Here is an 18,454-nt window from a genome sequence, read left to right on the forward strand (position 1 = left end):
TGTAACATTTGACCGAAAATGGCTACTAATTAAGAACTAATACCTAAACTGATATGTTGAGTACTTTTTTAAGCCACCAGCGAAAAGCCTTTTGGCGCTCCCGAAATCGCGGTGGCAGCATGGCCACACAAATCCTGCTCGGTTTTTTCATGCTTTATTTCCTGGCTGTAGCGCTTGGAGTTGGTTTTGGAATGACTGTTTTTCTTCCGAAAATTTTCCCGAATCAGGACATCCTCAGAAGCTTTAACGGTTTAATCCTTTATTACTTCGCACTCGACTTTATGATGAGGCTTCAATTACAGGAGTTGCCAACATTAAGTATTATACCCTACCTTCACTTAAAGGTATCGAAAAATAAAATCATTAACTTTTTGAACATAAAAGCGCTTTTTTCTGCTTTTAATATCTGGCCTGTATTTTTATTTTTCCCATTCATTTTTATCGAAATTGCCGATATCTATGGCGGTTTCACTACGCTGATGTATATCGTTTCGATATTATCGCTTACTATTTTCAATAATTATCTGGTACTGTATATTAAGAGAAAGTCAATTACAAATGCATTATACACCGTTGCAGGATTATTGATTATTGCAGCCTTTGCCGCATTGGAATATTTCAAAGTGATATCGCTGATGAAAGCCGCAGACTTTGTATTTAAAGCCGTTGCAGAATATCCATATATCGGTTTCGTTTTTACATTAGCAGCAATTACCATCTATATCCTCAATTCAAGGTTTCTGTTAAGCAACCTCTATGTTGAGGAAATGGGATCGAAAAAGGAAAAGAAAGTAAGTACCGATTATGCTTTTTTAAACCGCTTCGGTAAAGTGGGGGAGCTGGCGGCTTTGGAGTTGAAATTAATTCTCCGCCATAAACGTTCTCGTTCATCATTAATACTGGGGGTTTTGTTCCTGTTTTACGGATTCATATTCTATAAACAACCGATGATTGCATCCGACTCATTTGGCAAAATGATGTTCGCCGCCATATTCATGACCGGGGTTTCCATCATCATCTACGGACAGTTCATGTTTGCCTGGCAAAGTGGCCATTTTGATGGTTTACTGAGTAACAAGATTAACTTCAAAGATTTCATTAAAGCGAAGTTTCTGCTCTTTACCATTGCATCGACTGTTATGACTTTACTGTCAACTTTCTATGGCTTTCTAAGCCCAAAACTGTTGCTGCTGCACCTGGTCTGCTACCTTTACAACATTGGCTTCGGAACCGTGATTGTACTATATCTGGCCACCTTAAATTATAAGCGACTGGATATTACCAAAGCAGCCAGCTTCAATTATCAGGGCACAGGTGCAACACAATGGTTACTGATGTTCCCCTATGCATTAACTCCTATTTTAATGTATTTGCCATTTGGCTTGTTAAAAATGCCGTATTGGGGTTTAGCCGTAATAGGAATTTTCGGAGTAATCATGTTACTGCTGCGCAGTTTCTGGATCAACCTGATCACCGCTAAATTTGAAAAACAACGTTATAAAATAGCCGAAGGCTTTAGAGAATAATTATGATTATAGAAGTAAAAAATTTGAAGAAAGTTTATGGCGACAAAACTGTTGTAAACATTGATCGTATACAAATAGAAAAAGGTGAGACTGTAGGGTTAGTTGGGAACAATGGCGCCGGAAAAACAACATTTTTTCGCATGCTTTTAGATCTGATCCGTCCTAACGAGGGAGAAGTGCTCTCCAAAGGTGAAAACGTGATGAAAAATGGAAACTGGAAAGATTATACCGCTTCTTTTCTGGATGAAGGTTTTCTGATCGATTACCTTACACCCGAAGAATATTTTATTTTCATTGGTAGCCTGCATGATCTTTCAGTTGCAGATGTTTCCGCTTACCTCACTCAATATAACGAGTTTTTTAACGGAGAGATATTAAATAGTGGTAAGTATATTCGTGATTTTAGTAAAGGTAATCAGGTAAAAGTGGGAATTGCCGCAGCTTTAATGCAAAAACCGGAAATCCTTATCCTTGATGAACCCTTTGCCAACCTGGATCCTACCACACAAATTCGCCTGAAAAATTTACTTAAGGCCCAGGCAGGTAACATGACCACTTTTATCTCCAGCCACGATTTAAATCATGTTACAGATGTATGTAACCGCATCATACTGGTAGAAAAAGGACAGGTAATCAAAGATTTCAAAACCGATGAAAATACCTTAAAAGAACTGGAGAGTTACTTTTCCGCATAGTTTGTACTAAGAATGATACATTTTGAGATCGCCGCATATCCGGTGGTCTTTTTTTGTGATCTAAATTTTGAGCTTTTCCTTGATTATTAATTCAAATCGAAAAAAAATAATTCTAATGCATTTTTTGGCACCGTGTTTGCCTACGAACCATTAGAATTTAAAATCTAATCATCATGAGTATTTCAAGAGTAAAAATAGCAACATTAAGTATAGGTTTAGCAGTAGGTTCAATGGCGTTCCAGAGTTGTGATAGCTTGACTAAAACACAAAAAGGTGCTGGTATTGGTGCGGCTGCTGGTGGTGTTGTAGGTGCATTAATTGGTAAAAAGGCTGGTAATACGGCTGTGGGTGCCTTAATTGGTGGTGCCATTGGTGGTACGGCGGGTGCATTTATCGGACGTAGAATGGACAGACAGGCTGCTGAAATTCAAAAAGCAATCCCGAATGCAGAAGTAATACGTGAAGGCGAAGGTATTATCGTAAAATTTGATAGTGGTATTTTATTCGACTTTGACAAAACAGCGTTAAAAGATGCTGCAAAAACCAATGTTCAGAGTTTAGCAGCTTCATTGAATCAATATCCAGATACAGATATTAAAATTATTGGTCATACAGATAGTAAAGGTACAGAACAATACAATCAGGGTTTATCTGAAAGAAGGGCTGCAGCCGTTAAAGCTTATGCTGTTTCTCAAGGTGTACCAGCATCAAGATTGGTAACCATCGGAAAAGGTTTTTCAGAGCCAATTGCTGATAATGAAACTGAAGCTGGTCGTGCATCAAACCGTCGCGTAGAAATTGTGATTGTAGCTAACGATGCCTTAAAATCAACAGCCCAGAAACAAGGATAATATTGCCAATTCCCTCTACCTATGAGGTCATTATATATCCAACCCCAATGTTGAACATTGGGGTTTTTTATTTTTCAAAATTTAGGTGTAAATATCCTGAAAGTAATTAACCACCAAAGATTTCATAAGCATCTCCTGCTCAAGCATGGTATAGGGCGGGATAGCTTTAACTAACTTCCAATGTGGCCAGCCGTCTTGGTCTACCCCTTCCAGTTCATAAAAATCCATTTCACTTAAAAGCCTGCAGGTCGCAATATGCATGAGCTCTTCTTTTTGTCGTTTGCTGTATTTTTTCGGTCCCTTTCCCAACTCCTGAACTCCAATCAGAAAAAGCATTACTTTTAAATCAGGAACATCTGAATCGAATTCCTGAGCAATACGTTGTTGCAGTACTTTCCACTTTGCGTTAATCTCCGAAGGTTTCATGCTGCAAAGATAGTGTTAAAATAAGTCAAGCTGTAAGTTCCGTTTCAAATCAAAATAAATTGACTTCATAATGTAAAAGTTAATGGTTTGGCTCAATTGGATACAGGGCAAAAAATATTTTTGGTTACATTTATAACCTATGAGTACAAATTCTGATAAAATAATACCAGCCGGACTATTGGCTTATGGCATGTCGGGAAAAGTTTTCCATGCTCCGTTTTTAAACAACCATAAGGGTTTTCAGCTGAAAGCCGTTGTAGAAAGAAATCAAAAAAAAGCTACTGCAGACTACCCAGATCTCATTAGCTACGGCAGTGTAGATGAACTGCTAAATGATGGAGAAATTGAACTGGTTGTGATTAACACACCAAACAACCTTCATTTCGAGCACTCGAAAGCAGCATTACAAAGCGGAAAAAACATTTTAGTAGAAAAGCCTTTTACAGCAACTTCTGCACAAGCTAAGGAACTTTTCGAACTTGCGGATCAGGTTGGCAGGCAAATTCTGTTTTACCAGAACCGCCGTTGGGACAGCGATTTTGCTGCTGTTAAAAAAGTATTGGCCAGTGGCAAACTGGGTAAGTTAAACGAAATGCATTTACGTTACGACCGCTACAGAAACGAAATTGGTGCAAAAGTTTTTAAGGAAGAAGCAATAGAGGCAAGTGGCTTATTATACGATCTCGGGCCCCATCTTTTAGATCAGGTGATCAGTCTGTTTGGCAAACCGCTTAGTTTTCATAAAATCCTCGGTAAAAACAGAAAAGACACTAAAGTTGACGATTATTTTTCCATTCAACTCCAATATCCTGACAGCGTAAATGTGTTTGTAACTTCGAGTATGCTGGTGGTTAATCCACAGGCGGCATTCGTGCTACATGGGGTATCGGGCAGCTTCATCAAAAAACGAACGGACATTCAGGAAGAGCAATTGTTAAGTGGTAAAAAGCTAATAGATGAGGGCTTTGGTATCGAAGCTGCAGGATCCGAAGGGCTGTTAACTACCATTAATGATAAAGGCAACAAAACCAATGAAACAATTCCATCTGAAGTTGGCAGCTACCTGCCGCTGTTTGAAGCCGTTTACCAGGCATTGGCAAATGGTGTAGCCTACCCGGTGAGCAGACTTGATATAATCACACAACTGGAAATTCTCGAAAGCTAATCAGGGCCTCATTAACGTAAACTCCCTTAAAACAAAAACAAATGAATTCATTGCCGTTTGGTTACCTGATCCCAATATTCCTCATCGTTCTATATTTTATTTTGAGAAAAAAGAAGTCACATGTTGAACCGCTCACAGAAACCGACAAGCAGATTTTAAACGACTACGTATCCTACTACCATCATTTGGATTCTACCGATAAGATACGTTTTGAACAAAAGGTTGCTGGTTTCTTTGCGACTGTAAAAATAGAAGCCGTTGGTTTAGAGATGACAACCCTTGATGAATTGTTAATTGCCTCAAGTGCTGTTATTCCAATTTTTGGATTTCCAGACTGGCAGTATAAAAATTTATCGAGTGTATTACTATACCCCGATACCTTTAATAAGGATTTTCAGTTCGAAGGGGGAGAAAGGAATATCATGGGAATGGTAGGCAGTGGTTATATGAATGGGCAGATGATTTTATCACGTTCAGCATTAAGACATGGCTTTTCGAAAAGTGCCGGAAAAGAAAACACAGCCATCCATGAATTTGTACACCTGCTAGACAAAAGCGATGGTGCAACAGATGGTGTACCAGAGAATCTCATTAGCCATGAATATACCCTGCCGTGGATCAAAATGATGCACGAGGAAATGGAAAAGATAGAAGAAAACAAATCGGATATCAATCCATATGCCATCACTAACCAGGCTGAATTCTTTGCGGTAGTTTCTGAATACTTTTTTGAGAAACCTGAATTACTGAAAGACAAACATCCGGATTTGTACCATCATTTGAGCCGGATATTTGCTCAGCAACCTGCAGGTTAACACTGAAATTTATATCAAATGAAAAGAACCGTTTTTGTTTTTGTATTGTACCTCTTAACTGCGTATGTGAACGCCTTTGCTCAAAAATCTTTTACATTGAAGCAAAATCTTCCAATAGGAAAAAAGTATGATTTCAATATGCTTTCCGACCAGATCATTACTCAAAAAATAGGCGATCGGAAGATATTATTAAACCAGAATATAGGTACTGATTATACGTTTTACATTAAAAACGGCGATAACCTGGAGAAAGATATAGAGGTAATCTATAACCGGATATTCATGAAATCATCGGCTGGAAAAAACGTGATGCAGATGGATTCTGACGATCAGGATACTACAAAGCAGAATCCCTTTAGCGGATTAAAGGGTGCATCGTTTACCATGACTATGACCTCCGACGGCTCAGTAAAAGCAATTAACGGACTTGATCAGATGTTGAATTCGGTAGCGGCTAAAATGACGAAAGATACCGCATTGATCAATAGCATGAAAACTCAACTCGCTAATCAGTTTAACAGCGAGGCGATGAAGCAAACCATGGAATCATCGTTAAAAATATATCCTGGAAAGCCTGTAAAAATTGGAGATAGCTGGACTGTAGATACCAAAATGCAAATGACAATGCCAATGGAAACCATCACAAAGTATACGCTTAAGGAAGTAAAAGATGGCATCGCCTATGTCAACATTAGCGGAACACTCCTATCTAAAGGGGCATTTGAAACCATGGGTAACAAAATGGAAACAGATTTAACAGGCACGAATAACGGTGATGCAGAGCTGGATATTAAAACAGGTTTAATCCTGGATAGCCACCTTCGGATAGAGATATCGGGCATAATGCAATCAATGGGGCAGCAAATTGATTTCGATTTACAAGGCATCAATAAAATAAAAGGCAAAGAAATTAATTAATGCCATTACCTCTAACGGACCATCAATCGGACGCTGATTAAAATTGAAATAAAAAAGTCCTGCCGGAAAAGCAGGACTAATATAGTTTGTTTGGCCTGGAGTTCTTATTTGAAGGTTACTGATCCATATTCGGTCTTCACTGAAACATTGGCAGTACCACCACTACCTATTTTACCTGTGTACTTTTTGTCTTCCTCATCTTTACTCGCCAGACTAGCTGTAACGTTCGCCCCGTATTTAAATCCCGCGTAAGATGTTGAAACATTGAAATTAGCATTATAACGATCAGCAAATCCAAGACCAATACTTACGTATTCCCCGTCAAAGCTAAAGTTTCTGCATGCAGGGGTGATTTCACTCACACTTAGCTTATTGTAATCCATATTGATATTGGCATCTCCATTCAAAGTACCCAATGTAACATTCGAATATTCAGCATTGATACCTATTTTACCTGCTGATGCTATATTTAAGTCGCCATAGGCCTGTTTCACTACGGTGTTTCCTTTTACCGTATTGATATTCACTTTCGCATATTCAGCATTCAGTAGTAGGTTTCCTCCTATGGCACCTATAGTCAATCCTTTACCATACTGAACTTTAATATCGGCAGACTTTCTGATGGTATTAATATTAACCCCAACATACTCCGCTTCCAATTGAAGGGTCCCCACAGCTCCAATCGTTACAGGACCATTATACTCATGCTTGATTACTGCTGCATTCAAATCCTGAATATCACATTTGCCATACTGAACATTAATATAATTGTTCCCGTTGCTTAAATTGCCCGCAACAAGATTGCCATACTGAACCTTTAATGAAGTAGGCCCGGAAAAATTTCCCAATTCTACATTACCATATTGCTGCAGCACACTTAATGGATTTACAGCAGGCATAAACACCACATAATTGATCTTTACTTCGCGCCGCCAGGTCGTTACTCCATTTTTTACACTTCTGCCATATCTCCCGCTTCTGTCGGCCATATTTGTTTTCACCGTGATCACATCCCCGTTTTTTGCAGCATCAATGTTTACTGCATCGATTAATTTCTGAACATCACTATCAGAACTGCTATAGGCTTTAATATCTACATCGATTTTAACCTCTTTTTTATCCCATGTTTTAATGGTAACAGATCCATACTGGTTGTTTAGGTTTATTTTGTCATTGTTATCTACACTAAAGCTTTTGCTAAAAGATTTCGATCGTTCTCCATCTGCGCCAGTTTGAATGTCTTGTGATAAAGTAACATGAGCGTTTACGTTAACATTATTCGACGCATAAGTATCGCCAGTAACTACCGAAACCAGTTGTTCTTGTTGTGCATAGCTGTTTCCGGCAATGAAGGCCATAGTGGCCAAAAATATGGTTAGTTTTTTCATTTTTTTATTTTTTAATATACCCTCTAACTCATCGTCTGCCGACCGACTAAAAGTATGAAGAGGTGTGAGTGTAAATGGAATACTAAATTTGATTTACCCTTTTATAATCATCAACCTGATTAATAATCAACAACTGCTGTTTCAATAATTGCAGCTGTATTTCCCGGTTTTTCACCATCGCTTTTACTACGAAAGTTTGATTGGGTGAATTGGGCAATTCTGCTTTCAACCGTTCATATTCCTCATCCAGTTTCACCAGATCTGCAGTAAACTTTTTATATAACTCGGGGTTTGCCGAAGCAAAAATGGCCAGACTATCCCGTTTCTCCGTGATCAAACCTGCATAATGAACTTCTTTCTGCGCATAACCAGGATTAACATCAACCAATTCGATATCTTTCCCCTGCATCCTACCGGCATAAAGCCAGCCTAAAGCAAAAACAACTACTACGGCTGCCGCAGCACTCATCCATAAATATAATTTTACAGGCTTTTTTTTAATGGTTTGTTTAAGTTTTTGCTGTGCATCCAACTCCACTTCTATCTTCGCCCATAGCCCAACAGGCGGTTCCATCACATCAAATGCCCTGCGGTTTTCTTTAACAAAGGTTTCTATTCTGTTATTCATCTCTCATCCCTTTCTGTTCTAAAATACTTTTTAGTTTCTTCTTCGCCCTCATGTATTGTGTGCGACTGGTATTTTCACTTATTTTTAAAATGTGTGCAATTTCTTCATGGTCATAGCCTTCCAGCAGGTACAAACTAAGTACTACACGGTATCCGTCAGGAAGTTCGGTAATGGCATTTCTGATTTCCTCTGCCTGCAGCTTTACCTCATATTCATCGTAGACAACCTCATCAGGTACTTCTGAGATTTCTTCTGTACCAACAAATTCAAATTTTCGCTTACGCAGATAGTTGATTGACTTGTTGATCACAATTTGCTTTAGCCATAAACCGAAAGTAGTTTCCTGCCTGAAATCTATAATTCTGGTAAAAGCATCCAAAAAAGATTCCTGCAAAACATCTTGTGCTTCTTCCTCGTAGTTTAAAATGCGCAGCGCAACGTTGTACATGGCCTTGGCATACAGCTTGTATAACTCAAACTGTGCCGCACGGCTGCCTTGCATGCATTCTTTAACTAATTCCAGGTTTTTATCTACGTAAACAGCTTCCAAAATTTCGAATATTCTGATTATAAGACATGGGGGATTTTAAAACGTTGCATCAAGATAGAAAAATATTTACAAGATTATATGCTTATGGAAACAATCACCCGGCAACATCATATTTTTGTATTAAAAAACAAAGCCTTAACTTCATGCCATGGATATCGACTTAATTATATCAGTTATCAATCCCTTACATCAAAAAGCAGATCAGGCATTTCAGGATAAAGACATTGAAACCTATGCCTCCATTTTCGACTACAACTTTGAGTTTAAAGGTTCAGACGCCAAACCGGTAAACCTGAGAGATTATAAACTAGACATTCAAAGTCTGTTCAAAAATTCGAAAAGTATTGAAACAAGCCACTACAGAATTAGATCCTCATTCGAAGACGGAATGTTCACGGAAAAGGTGGCCCGTAAATCAGTTATTATCAAACCAAAATTACTTTTGCTTACTAAAAAACAAACCATTCAAACCGAAGAAGTTTACCATTGGAAAAATGTAAACGGCGAATGGAAGGTGATAACTATCGAAGTAGTTTTAGAGGAGAAATACTAAACACCATTATAAAACTAAATCACTGGATTGATGCGTGAGTTTTATAGTGAACTGGCCAGAAAGCAGAAAAATTAAGCCGCAAAATTTCCTTCCATCTTCATTTCCAAACTTCAAAACAAAATCGGTATTTTTGCCGCTCAATTTAGATTACAAAATATGTTAAGAACAGTAACTTGTGGTGCATTAACCCTTAATAACTTAGGTGATAATGTAACCTTGTGTGGTTGGGTACAAAAATCAAGAGATTTAGGCGGGATGACTTTTATCGATATCCGCGATCGTTACGGGATTACACAGCTTGTTTTTAACATGGACGACAACCGCGAACTGTGCGAATCCGCACGTTCATTGGGTCGTGAGTTCGTAATCAAAGCAACCGGTACTGTTGTTGAACGCAGCAACAAAAACCCGAAAATGCCTACAGGTGATGTGGAGATTAAAATTACTGCGTTAGAGATTTTAAATGCTGCAAAATTGCCGCCATTTATGATCGATGACGAAACAGATGGCGGTGATGAATTACGCATGAAATATCGTTATCTGGATTTACGCCGCAATCCGGTTAGAAATAACCTGGTATTGCGCCATAAAATGGCCCAGTCTGTTCGCCGTTATCTGGATGCGTTAAACTTCATCGAAGTAGAAACGCCGGTGCTGATTAAATCTACGCCAGAAGGTGCAAGAGATTTCGTTGTGCCAAGCAGAATGAATGAAGGCGAGTTCTATGCTTTACCTCAATCACCACAAACCTTCAAACAACTATTAATGGTTTCCGGCTTTGACAGGTATTTCCAGATTGTAAAATGTTTCAGGGATGAAGATTTAAGGGCAGACCGCCAGCCGGAGTTCACACAGATTGATTGCGAGATGTCGTTTATTGAGCAGGAAGATATTTTAAGTACTTTTGAAGGATTAATCCGTACACTGTTTAAAGAAGTCCGCAATTACGATTTACCTGAAGTTCCGCGGATGCAATATGCCGACGCCATGCGCTTATATGGCTCAGATAAACCGGATACGCGCTTTGCTATGCAATTTGTTGAGCTGAACCACCTTGTGAAAGATAAAGGTTTTCCGGTTTTTGATAATGCAGAACTTGTTGTGGGTATTAACGCAAAAGGTGCAGCAAATTACACCAGAAAGCAATTAGATGAATTAACCGATTTCATCAAACGCCCCCAAATTGGTGCAACAGGATTAATTTATGCCCGCCACAATGATGATAACACCATTAAATCTTCTGTAGATAAATTTTTCAATGAAGACGATCTTAAGCAATGGAGCGAAGCTTTCGAAACAGAGAAGGGTGACCTTATTCTGATCTTAGCCGGCGCTACAGATAAAGTGCGCAAGCAATTGAACGAACTTCGCTTAGAAATGGGAAACCGTTTAGGCTTACGTGATAAAAATACATTCTCTGCACTTTGGGTACTTGATTTCCCGCTATTGGAGTGGGACGAAGAAACTGAACGCTATCATGCCATGCACCATCCGTTTACCTCACCTAAACCTGAAGACATTGCCTTACTGGATACCGATCCGAAAAATGTTCGTGCAAATGCTTACGACATGGTGATTAATGGCACTGAAGTTGGCGGTGGTTCTATTCGTATTCACGACAGAGCGTTGCAGGCATTAATGTTTAAGCATTTAGGGTTTAGCGCTGAAGAAGCTCAAAAACAATTTGGTTTCTTAATGGATGCTTTTGAATTTGGTGCACCTCCACACGGCGGTATTGCCTTTGGTTTCGACCGGTTAACGTCGATTTTCGCAGGCTTAGACTCTATCCGTGACGTGATTGCTTTCCCTAAAAATAATTCGGGCAGAGATGTTATGATTGATAGCCCGAGTACGATTGATGATAAGCAGCTAAAAGAATTAAAGATCAAAACAGATCTTTAAAATCACTTCTGTTTCAACCACAAAAAAGCCACTTAGCATAAAACTAAGTGGCTTTTTTGTGTAGTTAAAATGAGCTAAAATGTCTCACTATCCGGCGGAATGCCATAATCTACAAATTTCTTGTCTTTTTTTTCCGTTTTCTTGCCAAACCAACCTTTTACTGAGTTGAAAATTGCAGACAAATGCTCTGCATCAAGAGATTTACCCACCTTGCCAGATACAAGTCCAACAGCGGCTTTCGTTAAAAACCCTGCACCACGAAAAAGAGTTTTATTCATAAACATCGGCAGGAGCAATGACATTGCAGTTCCGCTTATGTTTAATTTGTCATCAACTTTAAACAGGTTATTTGGTGTTGCATATTTTTTAATTAATGCACCCAGCGTAAATTGCTTAACATAAGATTTGGAGTCAGCAACAAGCATTTTTTGCTTTAGCGTATATTCTACCTTAAGTTCAAGTTTTTTGGCCTGCAGATCTTCCAGACTACGGATGTTTTTATAACTTCTCATCTTCCTCCTCCTTATCAGCAAGTTTGTCAAAATATTTTCTTATCGCCACGTTGATAATGGCTTTTTCGATGTATTTATCTTTGGTCAGATATACAATCACCGCAATCAAAATATAAAATAAGGATACACATCCGAAGCCTCCGGCATAACTACCAAGTACTTCACCCAGGTAAAGCGCCAGGGTCACGGAACCCAGTAAGAAAGCCAGAATAAAGCAAACAATTACCGTAGTATTGGTTACCAAATCAGCAAAAATCTTCGATACCTTTTCTACGAGGTAGAGCCTGGTATATTCTACTCTGGCGTCGAGGTAGCCTTTGGCATCTTCAACAATATCTTCGATACTTTTTTCTTTGTTTTCTTGCATAGTTTAGATGAAATTTAACTGGACAGCAAAACTGTCCAGCTATAATTTTATGGTGTTAGGCGTGTTCCACGTCATCGCTGTATTCTTCTTCAACACTTCTCAATTTAGTTTTAATCGAGTCTACTACTTTATCTTTCAGACTCGCTAAATTGTTAATTTCATCAGCAGCTTTATCTTTGATAGAGTCACCCAGATCTTTTAAAGACTGGCTTAACTTATCACGGGTTTCATCACCTTTATCCGGTGCGAATAAAATGCCTAAAGCGGCACCAGCAGCTAGTCCTGCTAATAGAGCAACTACAACTTTTGAATTATCATTCATAATCTATGTATTTAAGGGTTAAACAATGTATGCACAATATAACAATACTATATTATTTAACTGTTAAGCTATGTTTATAACTCACCAAGCTCATTATTTGTTTTAATTCTTTCTAATCTTTCTGAGGCAAGTGTACTCGTCTCATAAATTTTAACAAGTAATATAAAATAAGATAGTAGTAACGGACCAAAAACGAGCCCCAATATTCCAAATAAAGGAATACCAATAATTACGCCAATTACTGTAATAATCGGGTGAATGTTACCAACTTTTTTGGCTATAATAAATCGGAGTACATTATCAATATTAATAACCACCACAAAACCGAATATCAGCATTGCCCATCCTGCAAAATTGTTCCCGTTGGCAATCTGTAAAATTGCGGCAGGAACGAAAACTACAGGAGGTCCCAGCACAGGCACAAAGGAAATAAAAGTGGTAATTACTCCCCAGAACACCGGATCTTTATATCCTAAAACGTAAAAAGATAAGCTTACCAGCGAACCCTGAACCAAACAGATTAGCCCTTGCCCAAGTACGTTCGCGTAGGTTGTATTTCTCATCTCATCACCAAACCTCAATGCATTCTGTTCTCTCAACGGGGCATATTTGATTAAAGAGTGTTCAAATTTTTTACGCTCAATCAGCATAAAGTAGAGTAAAAAGTACATCACGAGCAAACTCAGAATAATATTTACTGCACTCGAAATCAAAGAGGGGAAAAGCTGTGTAGCCCAGTTACCCAACCGGTTCATTCCTTCCTGAATCAAATCCTGGTTAATTTTAATCGGAATCAGGTGCTGCAGTTTCACGAGCAGATTTTTGAAGAAAATTTCATTGTTTCTTAACTCAGATATTTTACTGATCACCATACTACTCAGTGCATAAAATGGCAAAACAATCAAAATAATGCTAAAAGCAATCAATGAAATGGCGACCACCCGTTTGTTCCAGCCTTTAATTTCAGCCATATGTATATAGGCAGGGCGCATAATAGTGTAAAGAACAAGTGTACTTAAAATTGCACTGAAAATACTCTGTAATGAATAGGCAATTAATATACCCAGCGCTATAATGATAACGAGATTGATATTATTTCGCTGTTTATAAGAGAATACTGACATAATTTAGCATGTATTGGTACTCCTTAAATGTAAAAACGGAACAGATTGTTTTGTTGAAAAAGAAATTATTATTCGTTGTCGGCCTGAATAGCCTTTATCTTGTTATAGAGTGTTTTACGATCAATATTCAGGATTTTGGCCGCTTTTGTTTTATTAAAACTAACTTCTTTCAAAACCCTTAGGATCGCATCATACTCCGCCTCCTGACTCGCATTTTTCAAATTTCTTGGATGATCAGTAATTCGGGTTTTAATCAGGGGAATATGGTAATCGTGGTTATAGTTTTTTATTCCATTTGATAACTCGAGCGGCAGCACGTCTACCTGAATCTCCCTGCCATCAGTCAGAAGCGAAATTCGCCTGATCACATTTTTAAGCTCCCTTACATTCCCCGGCCAGCTATAGTTTAAAAGACATTCCTGAACACCCTCCGAAAACCCTCTGATGTCTTTATTTAATTCCTGATTGGCAACAGCTAAAAACTTTTTGGCAAAGATTAAGATATCATTTCCACGCTTTTTCAACGATGGGATATGGATGGAAAACTCATTAAAACGGTGATACAAATCTTCCCGGAATGTACCCTTTCCAATATTATTAACCAGGTTTTCATTCGTTGCAACAATGATCCGCACGTCAAGATCGATTTCCTTTGTACTTCCAATACGCTTCAATTTTCTTTCCTGCACTGTTCTCAGTAAACTCGCCTGTATTTCATATGATAAGTTACCAATCTCATCCAGAAATAACGTACCCCCATTTGCCTGTTCGAAATGGCCGATTTTTGTGTATAATGCGCCCGTGAAGGAACCCTTCTCGTGGCCAAAAAACTCACTGCCGGCAAGCTCTTTTGTGAGGGAGCCACAATCCATCGCGACAAAAGGCTTATCCCGCCTCAAACTATTCATATGAATGGTCTTCGCTACACATTCTTTTCCCGTTCCACTTTTACCGGTTAAAATAATGCTATATGATGTTGGGGCAATCAATTGGATTTGCTTCAGCAAAGAGGCTGATGCTTCGCTGGTGCCATCTATATATTCTGTATAGTTTATATAATCAGCACCTGAATCAGCATTATTCTTTTTCTTTGACGGTGCCTGATCCGCATTCAGCGCGCGCTGTGTTTCAAGGGCCTTATTGATGGTATTTAAGATCTCATCCGGATATAAGGGCTTGGTAATGTAATCGTAGGCACCCAGCTTAATCAGCTCAACAGCAAGCTTAATATCCGAATAGCCAGTAATAATGATTACACCTGTTAACGGATAGTTATCCTTTATTTTAATCAAGATTTCCCTGCCATCCGTATCATCCAGCCGGTAGTCGCATAGCACCAGATCAAACGATTCCCTTTCAAGTATATCTAACGCAGCTCCTCCTGTAATGACCGTTGAAACGTCGAAACCGTTCCTGCCTAAAAACTTGGATAACAATAATCCAATATTTACTTCATCATCTATTATGAGTATTTTCTTTTTCATCCGGTTAAACTGTCATTTATTTTAATAAAAACAATCCAACCGTACTGTTTTGGATAGGGATTTTTATTTTAATCGACGACACATATTTAACGAAAAAAAACGAGAATGGGAATTATTTTCCACACTTTATTCTCAATTTAATCAAATTAATCATACACACATACTACTTTCCTGAGAATACAGGTTTCCTTTTCTCCACAAAGGCTGAAGTACCTTCCTTAAAATCAGCAGTATCAAAACATTTTCCAAACGACTCAATCTCAACGTTATAACCATTCTGCCCATTCAAAGAAGCTACTACTGCCCTGATCGCTCCCGCTACCGCTAATGGCGCCCGCAGTTTTACTAAGTTAAGTATTTCCTCAGCCTTGCTGATGAGGTCGGCCTGAGGCACAACGTAATTCACCAGACCAATCTTTTCTGCATCTGTAGCGGGTATCATACCCGCAGTGATAATCATTTCAATTGCTTTTCCCTTTCCTACCAGTTGGGTCAAACGCTGAGTTCCACCGTAACCGGGAATTAAACCAAGGGTTACTTCGGGCAGTCCTAATTTTGCCTGATCGGAAGCAATCCGAATATGGCAGGCCATAGCCAGCTCCAGGCCACCACCTAAGGCAAACCCATTGATCGCTGCGATAAAAGGTTTCGGAGAATTCTCTATTGCATTAAAAACAGTAGCTTGTCCATCTCTCGCCAACTGCTCGCCCTGCGAAGCATCGTAGTCTGAAAACTCTTTAATATCGGCACCCGCAACGAATGCTTTCTCCCCGGAACCAGTTAAAATTACCCCCCTCACTTCTGCCGTATCTCCGGCAAACTGAATTACGTGGGCAAGCTCCTGTAGCGTTTCTTTATTCAATGCATTTAATGCCTTTTCTCTGTTTATCCTGATATAAAGAATGTTTTCTTTTACTTCTGTTATTAAATTCTGATACGTCATGATCTAAAAATTTCTATTTTCTGTAACCCAGTTTTGAATATATTCCACTATGCTTGCCATGGTAGTTCCCGGAGGAAATAACTCCCCAACGCCAATACCGGCCAGTTTTTCCCTGTCTGCTTCCGGTATGATCCCCCCGCCGGTTAATAACACATCATCAAGCTGTTTTTCTTTCATAAACTGTATAATTTTTGGAAAAACAGTCATATGTGCACCTGAAAGAATTGAAATTCCAATGGCGTCCACGTCTTCCTGCAAGGCGGTATTTACCACCATTTCAGGGGTTTGGCGTAATCCCGTATAAATTACCTCCATACCAGCATCCCGGAGAGAGGTGGCAATCACCTTAGCACCCCTGTCGTGGCCATCGAGCCCAACTTTAGCTACTAAAACACGTATTGGCCGGTTTAATGCTTTGCTCATCATTCCTATTTAGTTATGTAAATGTATTCATTTTGAGGTTTAAATTAATCATTAACTAAAACAACCAGAATTGCACTAATCTTTTTACATTTGCATTCCTAATTTACAGGTTTTTATGAGTGAAGAAAAGTCATTGAACTTTATTGAAGAAATTGTTGAGAACGACTTAAATAGTGGTAAGTATAAAACCCTGGTTACGCGTTTCCCGCCTGAACCTAACGGTTATTTACACATTGGCCACGCGAAAGCAATATGCTTAAACTTCGGACTAACACAAAAATATGGCGGTTACACCAACCTCCGTTTTGACGATACCAATCCGGTTACGGAGAAAACCGAATATGTAAACAGCCAGCAGGAAGATATCAAATGGCTTGGTTTCAACTGGAAAAACGAATTATATGCTTCAGATTATTTTGATCAGTTATATGCATTTGCAGTAACCCTCATCGAAAAAGGATTAGCCTATGTGGATGAAAGCTCAGCAGATGAGATTGCAGCATTAAAGGGTACGCCAACAGAACCTGGTAAAGATAGTCCGCACCGCAACCGCAGTGTAGCAGAAAATCTGGACATTTTCACTAAAATGAAAAATGGTGATTTTCCCGATGGTGCCTATATCCTAAGGGCAAAAATCGATATGGCCAGTCCGAATATGCTTATGCGTGATCCGATTATTTATCGCATTAAACATGCTGAGCATCACCGTACCGGCAACAAATGGTGCATTTACCCCATGTACGATTTTGCACATGGTCAAAGTGATAGTATTGAGAACATCACCCACTCCATTTGTACATTAGAGTATGTATCGCACCGCGAGCTGTACGATTGGTTTATTGAAAAGTTGGAGATTTTTCCCTCAAAACAATATGAATTTGCCCGCCTGAACCTAACCTCTACTGTAATGAGCAAGCGTAAGCTCCTTCAGTTGGTTAACGAGAATCTGGTAAGCGGGTGGGATGATCCGCGCATGCCTACCATCTCCGGCTTGCGCCGCAGAGGTTTTACACCAAAAAGTGTACGCGAATTTTGTGAACGCATTGGTATTGCCAAACGTGAAAACCTGATTGAGCTGAGCTTACTGGAATTCTGTATTCGCGAAGATTTAAATAAAACAGCTAATCGCGTTATGGCGGTGTTAGATCCGATTAAACTGGTCATTACCAATTACGACAAAGGAAAAGAAGATTTAATCGGCGAAAATAACCCTGAAGCGGAAGATGGTGGGGGCACCCGTGTTATCCCTTTCAGTAATGAGCTTTATATCGAGCGCGAAGACTTCATGGAAGTTCCGGCAAAAAAATGGTTCCGTTTGGCACCGGGTGCAATGGTTCGTTTAAAGTTTGCCTACATAGTAAAATGCGAGGATTTCGTGAAAGATGAAAATGGCAACGTAACCGAAATCCGCTGTACCTATATTCCTGAATCGAAAAGCGGTAGCGACACCAGTGGCATCAATGTAAAAGGCACCATCCACTGGGTGAGTGCAACACATGCAAAAACTGCCGAAATCCGTCTGTACGACCGTTTATTTACATCTGAAACACCTGATGCGGAAGAAGGGGATTTTAAAGATTATTTAAACCCGGAAAGTTTAATGGTATTGCCAAATGCCTACATCGAGCCGGCTTTAGCCGAAGCTGATTTAAATGGCCGCTACCAGTTCATCAGAAAAGGTTATTTCTGTCTTGACAAAGATTCAACCTCAGAAAATTTAGTGTTCAACAGAACAGTAACCTTAAAGGATACCTTTAAAAAGCCTAACTAGGGCTTAACATCTTTAAAAACAGAAAGGCCCGGATGAACACAGATTCATCCGGGCCTTTTTATGCCCTGTTTATGATGAGATGGTCACCGAA

The 18,454-nt window shown here is 39.2% G+C and carries 20 protein-coding genes; 9 read left to right on the forward strand and 11 right to left on the reverse strand.

All coding sequences use genetic code 11. The features are described from left to right. The first annotated feature begins 53 nt into the window (after nt 1–53). The 3 genes from AC570I_RS05975 (at nt 54) to AC570I_RS05985 (ending at nt 3,072) form a co-directional block, all read left to right on the forward strand. Complete coding sequence (locus AC570I_RS05975) at nt 54–1,526, forward strand: DUF5687 family protein (protein WP_497404764.1); 1,473 nt, start codon at nt 54–56, stop codon at nt 1,524–1,526. A 2-nt stretch (nt 1,527–1,528) separates the two neighbouring features. After that, the gene (locus AC570I_RS05980) at nt 1,529–2,221 is read left to right on the forward strand and encodes an ABC transporter ATP-binding protein (RefSeq protein WP_047800172.1); all 693 of its coding nucleotides are present in this window, start codon (nt 1,529–1,531) and stop codon (nt 2,219–2,221) included. Between the two features lie 173 nt (nt 2,222–2,394). Then, a complete protein-coding gene (locus AC570I_RS05985) occupies nt 2,395–3,072 on the forward strand; it encodes a YiaD family glycine zipper/OmpA-like lipoprotein (protein ID WP_197082412.1) in 678 nt (225 codons plus the stop codon). Nucleotides 3,073–3,153: 81 nt separating this feature from the next. Here AC570I_RS05985 and AC570I_RS05990 read toward each other — a convergent pair whose 3' ends face one another. Next, on the reverse strand, nt 3,154–3,498 hold the full coding sequence (locus AC570I_RS05990) for a hypothetical protein (protein ID WP_047800170.1): 345 nt from the start codon (nt 3,496–3,498) through the stop codon (nt 3,154–3,156). Between the two features lie 139 nt (nt 3,499–3,637). Between AC570I_RS05990 and AC570I_RS05995 the strand changes: the two genes are divergently transcribed. The 3 genes from AC570I_RS05995 to AC570I_RS06005 are packed head-to-tail and all read left to right on the forward strand — an operon-like array spanning nt 3,638 to nt 6,396. Beyond that, entirely contained in the window at nt 3,638–4,663 is a 1,026-nt protein-coding gene (locus tag AC570I_RS05995) for a Gfo/Idh/MocA family oxidoreductase (protein ID WP_497404765.1), read from the forward strand. Nucleotides 4,664–4,704: 41 nt separating this feature from the next. Then, nucleotides 4,705–5,478, forward strand: coding sequence for a M90 family metallopeptidase (locus AC570I_RS06000; protein WP_497404766.1), 774 nt, complete (start codon nt 4,705–4,707; stop codon nt 5,476–5,478). An 18-nt stretch (nt 5,479–5,496) separates the two neighbouring features. Then, nucleotides 5,497–6,396: a DUF6263 family protein gene (locus tag AC570I_RS06005; RefSeq protein ID WP_497404767.1), complete on the forward strand. Its 900-nt coding sequence runs from the start codon at nt 5,497–5,499 to the stop codon at nt 6,394–6,396. 104 nt (nt 6,397–6,500) lie between these two features. Here AC570I_RS06005 and AC570I_RS06010 read toward each other — a convergent pair whose 3' ends face one another. The 3 genes from AC570I_RS06010 to AC570I_RS06020 form a co-directional block, all read right to left on the reverse strand. Continuing rightward, on the reverse strand, nt 6,501–7,784 hold the full coding sequence (locus AC570I_RS06010; RefSeq protein WP_497404768.1) for a hypothetical protein: 1,284 nt from the start codon (nt 7,782–7,784) through the stop codon (nt 6,501–6,503). Between the two features lie 82 nt (nt 7,785–7,866). Continuing rightward, entirely contained in the window at nt 7,867–8,412 is a 546-nt protein-coding gene (locus tag AC570I_RS06015; RefSeq protein WP_497404769.1) for a hypothetical protein, read from the reverse strand. Continuing rightward, nucleotides 8,405–8,962, reverse strand: a complete 558-nt coding sequence (locus AC570I_RS06020) for an RNA polymerase sigma factor (RefSeq protein WP_497404770.1) — start codon at nt 8,960–8,962, stop codon at nt 8,405–8,407. The genes AC570I_RS06015 and AC570I_RS06020 overlap by 8 nt, the downstream gene beginning before the upstream one ends. A gap of 148 nt (nt 8,963–9,110) precedes the next feature. On the opposite strand from AC570I_RS06020, the gene AC570I_RS06025 reads away from it, so the two are divergent. After that, complete coding sequence (locus tag AC570I_RS06025) at nt 9,111–9,515, forward strand: hypothetical protein (protein WP_497404771.1); 405 nt, start codon at nt 9,111–9,113, stop codon at nt 9,513–9,515. Nucleotides 9,516–9,671: 156 nt separating this feature from the next. Next, entirely contained in the window at nt 9,672–11,417 is a 1,746-nt protein-coding gene (gene aspS / locus AC570I_RS06030; protein ID WP_497404772.1) for an aspartate--tRNA ligase, read from the forward strand. A 74-nt stretch (nt 11,418–11,491) separates the two neighbouring features. Here aspS and AC570I_RS06035 read toward each other — a convergent pair whose 3' ends face one another. The 7 genes from AC570I_RS06035 to AC570I_RS06065 form a co-directional block, all read right to left on the reverse strand. After that, the gene (locus tag AC570I_RS06035) at nt 11,492–11,929 is read right to left on the reverse strand and encodes a hypothetical protein (RefSeq protein ID WP_047800163.1); all 438 of its coding nucleotides are present in this window, start codon (nt 11,927–11,929) and stop codon (nt 11,492–11,494) included. Continuing rightward, entirely contained in the window at nt 11,916–12,296 is a 381-nt protein-coding gene (locus AC570I_RS06040; protein WP_497404773.1) for a phage holin family protein, read from the reverse strand. The genes AC570I_RS06035 and AC570I_RS06040 overlap by 14 nt, the downstream gene beginning before the upstream one ends. Before the next feature lie 55 nt (nt 12,297–12,351). Then, on the reverse strand, nt 12,352–12,618 hold the full coding sequence (locus tag AC570I_RS06045) for a YtxH domain-containing protein (RefSeq protein WP_047800161.1): 267 nt from the start codon (nt 12,616–12,618) through the stop codon (nt 12,352–12,354). A 74-nt stretch (nt 12,619–12,692) separates the two neighbouring features. Continuing rightward, entirely contained in the window at nt 12,693–13,742 is a 1,050-nt protein-coding gene (locus AC570I_RS06050; RefSeq protein ID WP_047800160.1) for an AI-2E family transporter, read from the reverse strand. Nucleotides 13,743–13,810: 68 nt separating this feature from the next. After that, nucleotides 13,811–15,226 carry a sigma-54-dependent transcriptional regulator gene (locus AC570I_RS06055; protein WP_047800159.1) on the reverse strand — a complete coding sequence of 472 codons (1,416 nt, stop codon included), beginning with the start codon at nt 15,224–15,226 and terminating at the stop codon, nt 13,811–13,813. Between the two features lie 163 nt (nt 15,227–15,389). Then, nucleotides 15,390–16,169 (reverse strand): enoyl-CoA hydratase/isomerase family protein, encoded by a 780-nt coding sequence (locus AC570I_RS06060; protein WP_497404774.1) that lies wholly within the window; start codon nt 16,167–16,169, stop codon nt 15,390–15,392. Nucleotides 16,170–16,172: 3 nt separating this feature from the next. Further along, complete coding sequence (locus AC570I_RS06065; protein WP_497404775.1) at nt 16,173–16,595, reverse strand: cobalamin B12-binding domain-containing protein; 423 nt, start codon at nt 16,593–16,595, stop codon at nt 16,173–16,175. 112 nt (nt 16,596–16,707) lie between these two features. Between AC570I_RS06065 and AC570I_RS06070 the strand changes: the two genes are divergently transcribed. After that, nucleotides 16,708–18,363, forward strand: coding sequence for a glutamine--tRNA ligase/YqeY domain fusion protein (locus AC570I_RS06070; RefSeq protein WP_497404776.1), 1,656 nt, complete (start codon nt 16,708–16,710; stop codon nt 18,361–18,363). The last annotated feature ends 91 nt before the right edge of the window (nt 18,364–18,454 follow it).

The organism is Pedobacter sp. A2324 (assembly GCF_059693705.1).